This is a genomic window from Neisseria sp. HMSC055H02 (assembly GCF_001813335.1).
GTDB lineage: Bacteria > Pseudomonadota > Gammaproteobacteria > Burkholderiales > Neisseriaceae > Neisseria > Neisseria sicca_C.
The window spans coordinates 1-4920 of the sequence record NZ_KV812125.1 but is presented as its reverse complement, the minus strand read 5'-3'; the positions used below and the strand labels follow the sequence as shown (position 1 = coordinate 4920).

The following is a 4920-nucleotide window of genomic DNA, read 5'->3' as shown; positions in this document are numbered from 1 at the left end:
CGGCAAGCCGCCGCCCTAAATACCTTTGAATCAATCGCCCGCCGCTGGCATAACGACAATCTACACCGCTGGAAAGAAAACCACGCCACCCGTATTATTTTCGGCTTTGAAAGGTGTTGCCCTAACTACCCGCTTTCTTAGCGGTTTTTTATTTTCGATTATCTGATGCGATACACGAAACCTTGTCAGATATTTTGGATTTATTCATAAATGAAATCTAATGGCGGCCATTCCTCACTCAAGGGCGCGACGATTTCAAACGCCTGATCTTGATAATCAAATTTGATTTTCCAGGAATGAAGGAACATCCTCGATGCAGGCTTCCCGCCGTAGAGCGTATCGCCCAAAATCGGGCTGCCCAAGCTTTTCATGGCGACACGGAGTTGGTGGGTTTTGCCCGTATGCGGATGCAGGACGAACAGGCGCAGGCCGGGTTCTAAACTGTGGCTGCCAAATTCGGTCACAGCGGGATTTTCCATGCCGCGCGTCAGTTTCCATGCGCCGCGCCGCGATTTTTCCATATCGCCTTTGATCCAACCTTGCTTCTTAGACGGCTTGTCCGTTGCCAGTGCCAAATAAGTTTTACGCATGGTTTTGGCGGCAAACTGCTGCGCCAGCACCGACGCGCTTTGCGGGTTTAAGGCAAACAGCAGCACGCCGCTGGTCAGTTTGTCCAAGCGGTGCAGCAGCCAAACCTGCTCAAGACCGAGCTGCGCCGCCAGCGTCTGCGTCAGGCTGACTTCGCCCTCTTCCTGATGTACGGATACGCCGCAAGGTTTGTTGACGGCGACAAAATCCGGATGTCTGAATAAGATTTCCCACATTTCAGACGACCTATTTCAACATAATGCCGCCACCGGCCAAAGTGATGACGCCCAATACGCAAAACAGTACGCAGGCGGAAATCCGCACGGCTTTGGCGGGGATTTTTTTCATCAGCATATCGCCCAAATAAACCACCGGGACGGTTGCCAACATCAATCCGGCAACGCTGCCGAGTACGACCATGGATAAGGATTGGTATTTTGCCGCCAGCAAGACCGTGGCGATTTGGGTTTTATCGCCGATTTCCGCCATGAAAAACAGAAAAACCGTCGCCCCGAACGCGCCGTATTTGAGCCAACGGCTGTCGGGATTTTCATCTTTATCAGGCAGGAGCAGCCACAAGCCGACCGCGATGAAGCTGATGCCGACCGCCCATTTGACGGTATCGGGGGAAACGGTTTCCGCTAACCATACACCGACAAATGCGGAGACTAAATGATTCAGTAAAGTGGCAATGAAGATGCCGGAGACTACCGCGTTTTTCTGGGCAAAACGAGCGGCAAGGAAAAGGGCGAGCAGTTGCGTTTTATCGCCGATTTCGGCAATGGCAACGCCCAACATTGAAGAGAAAAATGCTTCCATAAGATACTCAACCGAAGCGGGCAAAAACAAAAAGCGTTGCACACACCGCCCGCAAGGGTATGGACAACGCTTACGTCTTGCCTGTCTTCCTGTTGTCAGGAAGATGCCGCCACCATGACTGATCTTTGTCGAACTCGGTCAATTATGTTGATAACGGCTCTGATTGTCAGTGAAAATCAGATGGCTACTCCCGTAAGAGTGTGCGCATTATAAAGATGGAAGGGGAGGGATGCAATAAGTAATTGGCGGCTAAGGGGTTGTCTGAAGCCTTGAAAGATGCTGAAAGAAATTATGCTATGATGACCCAAGGTCAAAATCCACCGGAGTATTAATGCAAAAGTATTGGATATTGTGCATCGTTTGTTTTTTGGTATGGTGTACTGTTTTGGGCTGGCTGCATCTATGTGCAGTCAATGTGGAAAAAAGGTCGTCTGAAAACCTGTCTTCTGCCGATATTGCCGTTGTTTTAGGTAATGCTGTTAACCGCAGAGGAAAACCTAATCCTTGTTTGCGCTCGCGGGTTGAAGCAGGTGTCAGGCTGTATCGGCAAGGTAAGGTGGGTGAATTGCTGATGAGCGGAGGAACGGACGGGGACGGCAGCAATGAAGCCCAAACTATGCGCGATATGGCCGTGGAAATGGGCGTACCGTCCGAAAAAATACGGTTGGAAGAACATTCAAAAAGTACATATGAAAATATCGTGCTGAGTGGACCGAAGCTACGGGATGCGAACGAAATCATCATTGTCAGTGATTCTTTTCATCTTGCGCGTGCCTCTTGGCTTGCTAAGCGCTATTGGCAGGGTAAAACTGTTGAATTGTATGCTTCAGGGGCGTGCGGTGATTCGACGGTAAATTATTTGCGCAAACTGTCTCGGGAGGTGCTTGCATGGGTAAAGGCGGTTGCACTTTATAGTTAGAGACTAACTATTATCTTTTGTAATAGTATAGTGGATTAAACTTTAAACCAGTACGGCGTTGCCTCGCCTTACCGTACTATCTGTACTGTCTGCGGCTTCGTCGCCTTGTCCTGATTTAAAGTTAATCCACTATAGATTGCCATGCTTTTGACTGACTAGAATCTCAATACCAAGAGGTTGTCTGAAAACCCAATTTCAGTTTTCAGACGACCTCCCTTATATTTCCTGCCGATTACATTCCGGGGAACATTCCTTTCATACCCTTCATGCCTTTTGCCATACGCATCAGTTTGCCCAGTCCTTTTCCGCTGAACATTTTCATGACTTGTTGCGATTGTTCAAACTGTTTGAGCATTTTGTTGACTTCCTCTACGTTGGTGCCGGCGCCTGCGGCAATGCGGCGTTTGCGGCTGGCTTTGAGCAGGGCTGGGTTGGCGCGTTCTTTGGGTGTCATGGAGTTGATGATGGCTTCGACTTTACCCATGGCTTTTTCTGCCGTGCCTTCGGGAATTTGTTTGGAAATCTGACCCAGTTCGCCCGGCATTTTTGACATCAGGCTTTCCAGTCCGCCCATATTACGCATTTGCTGGATTTGTTCTTTAAAGTCATTGAGGTCGAAGCCTTTGCCTTTTTGCAGTTTTTTCGCCATTTTGGCGGCCGCTTCTTCGTCTATGCCTTTTTGTACATCTTCAATCAGGCTTAACACGTCGCCCATGCCGAGGATACGGCTGGCGATGCGGTCCGGGTAGAAGGGTTCGAGTCCTGTGATTTTTTCACCGATACCGATAAATTTGATGGGTTTTCCGGTAACGTGGCGTACAGACAATGCCGCACCACCGCGTGAATCGCCGTCCATTTTGGTCAGGATGACGCCGGTCAGCGGCAAGGCTTCGTTAAATGCTTGTGCGGTGTTTACAGCATCTTGACCCAACATGGCATCGACGACGAATAAGGTTTCTACCGGATTGACGGCTGCGTGCAGCGCTTTGATTTCATTCATCATCTCTTCGTCAATCGCCAAGCGTCCGGCGGTGTCGACCATCAAGACATCGTAAAAATGTTTTTTTGCATAGTCAATTGCAGCAGTGGCAATTTCGACAGGTCTCTGATTGGAGTCGGAAGGGAAGAAGTCAATGCCGACTTGCTCGGCCAAAAGGCGTAACTGTTCGATGGCGGCAGGGCGGTACACGTCGGCTGAAACGACCAAGACTTTTTTCTTCTGTTCGTTTTTCAGCAGGCGGGCGAGTTTGCCGACGGTGGTGGTTTTACCCGCACCTTGCAGACCCGCCATTAAGACGACAGCAGGCGGTACGGCCGCCAAGTCCAAAGAGGAATTTTCCTTACCCATCAATTCGATCAGGGCTTGGTTGACGACACCGATAAAGGCTTGGTCGGGAGTCAGGCTGCCGGCAACTTCCTGTCCGAGGGCTTTTTCTTTGACGTTGTTGACAAATTCTTTTACAACAGGCAGGGCTACGTCCGCTTCGAGCAGAGCAAGGCGGACTTCCCGCAGCGCCTCTTTGATGTTGTCTTCTGTCAATTTTGCTTGACCGCGGATATTTTTGAAAACTTTACTAAAGCGGTTGGTTAAGTTGTCTAACATGCTTGTCCTTGGTAATGATAATAGCTGCCCTGTTCGGGGCATTCTTTGCTAAAATAAAATTGAGATTATTTTACACTATCGCGTGCGGTTATGTATGCGCGCCAAGAAAGTTTGTTATGCCGACTATCCTGATTTGCCTGATACTGGTGTATGCCGGATTGGGTATATTCGTTTGGTTCAATCACAAGACCCGAGAGATTAAAGATTATCCTCTAAAAGCCGAGTTGGCTGTTTTGGGTGCTGCGCTGACCATGCACGGTGCTGTATTGCTTATGCCTGTCATTCAAGACAAGATTTTGATTATGGGCTTTGGGTATTCCATCAGTTTGATCGTATGGTTGATGCTGCTGGTGTATTTCGTTGGTAGTTTTTTCTATCGTCTGCGCGGATTGCAGCTGCTTTTATATCCGTGTGCAGCGTTTACCTTATTATTGGGCGCGCTGTTTCCAGGAAAATATGTCGGTTACCAAATCAATGATTTGCCGTTTATGTCGCACATTGGTACATCGCTGCTGGCATACGGTTTATTCGGCATTGTGACCTTGTTTGCCGTTTTGATTTTACTGCTCAACCGTAACCTGCATAGACGACGTGTTTCCAGTTTGTCCGGTTTTCTACCGTCTTTACTGAGTTTGGAAAAGCTCATGTTCCAGGGGATGTGGGTAGGTTTTATCTTATTAACCTATTCGGTTGTCAGCGGGACATTTTTTGCAGAAGCTGTATTCGGTAAACCCGTTACATTTACCCATAAAACCGTATTCGGCATTCTCTCATGGATAATTTACGGTGCGTTGCTGCTTAAGCACAGTATGACGGCATGGCGGGGTAAAAAAGCAGCCGTTTGGACAATCATCGGATTTGTCAGCCTAATGTTTGCTTATGTAGGGAGCAAGTTTGTATTGGAAATCTTGCTGCAGCGTTAAGGTGAGAGTTATTCGGGTAGTAGTGTATTTGGATTAATAAAGGTCGTCTGAAAGGGATTTCAGGCGAC

Annotated in this window: 5 protein-coding genes; 2 read left to right on the top strand and 3 right to left on the bottom strand. The window is 48.5% G+C overall.

Annotated elements, in window-relative coordinates:
* Nucleotides 1-200: 200 nt before the first annotated feature.
* The gene (locus HMPREF2907_RS09970; RefSeq protein WP_070682585.1) at nucleotides 201-824 is read right to left on the bottom strand and encodes a TIGR01621 family pseudouridine synthase; all 624 of its coding nucleotides are present in this window, start codon (nucleotides 822-824) and stop codon (nucleotides 201-203) included.
* A gap of 10 nt (nucleotides 825-834) precedes the next feature.
* Nucleotides 835-1407: a TMEM165/GDT1 family protein gene (locus HMPREF2907_RS09965; RefSeq protein WP_070682584.1), complete on the bottom strand. Its 573-nt coding sequence runs from the start codon at nucleotides 1405-1407 to the stop codon at nucleotides 835-837.
* A 331-nt stretch (nucleotides 1408-1738) separates the two neighbouring features.
* Between HMPREF2907_RS09965 and HMPREF2907_RS09960 the strand changes: the two genes are divergently transcribed.
* Nucleotides 1739-2326 carry a YdcF family protein gene (locus HMPREF2907_RS09960; protein ID WP_070682583.1) on the top strand — a complete coding sequence of 196 codons (588 nt, stop codon included), beginning with the start codon at nucleotides 1739-1741 and terminating at the stop codon, nucleotides 2324-2326.
* A 232-nt stretch (nucleotides 2327-2558) separates the two neighbouring features.
* On the opposite strand, the gene ffh is transcribed toward HMPREF2907_RS09960, so the two are convergent.
* Entirely contained in the window at nucleotides 2559-3929 is a 1371-nt protein-coding gene (gene ffh / locus HMPREF2907_RS09955) for a signal recognition particle protein (protein WP_070682582.1), read from the bottom strand.
* A gap of 116 nt (nucleotides 3930-4045) precedes the next feature.
* Between ffh and HMPREF2907_RS09950 the strand changes: the two genes are divergently transcribed.
* Nucleotides 4046-4852, top strand: coding sequence for a cytochrome C assembly family protein (locus tag HMPREF2907_RS09950; RefSeq protein ID WP_049224579.1), 807 nt, complete (start codon nucleotides 4046-4048; stop codon nucleotides 4850-4852).
* The last annotated feature ends 68 nt before the right edge of the window (nucleotides 4853-4920 follow it).

Coding starts and splice junctions, on each gene's coding strand:
- HMPREF2907_RS09970 (WP_070682585.1), bottom strand. CDS start 824: ATGTGGGAAATCTTATTCAGACATCCGGATTTTGTCGCCGTCAACAAA.
- HMPREF2907_RS09965 (WP_070682584.1), bottom strand. CDS start 1,407: ATGGAAGCATTTTTCTCTTCAATGTTGGGCGTTGCCATTGCCGAAATC.
- HMPREF2907_RS09960 (WP_070682583.1), top strand. CDS start 1,739: ATGCAAAAGTATTGGATATTGTGCATCGTTTGTTTTTTGGTATGGTGT.
- ffh (WP_070682582.1), bottom strand. CDS start 3,929: ATGTTAGACAACTTAACCAACCGCTTTAGTAAAGTTTTCAAAAATATC.
- HMPREF2907_RS09950 (WP_049224579.1), top strand. CDS start 4,046: ATGCCGACTATCCTGATTTGCCTGATACTGGTGTATGCCGGATTGGGT.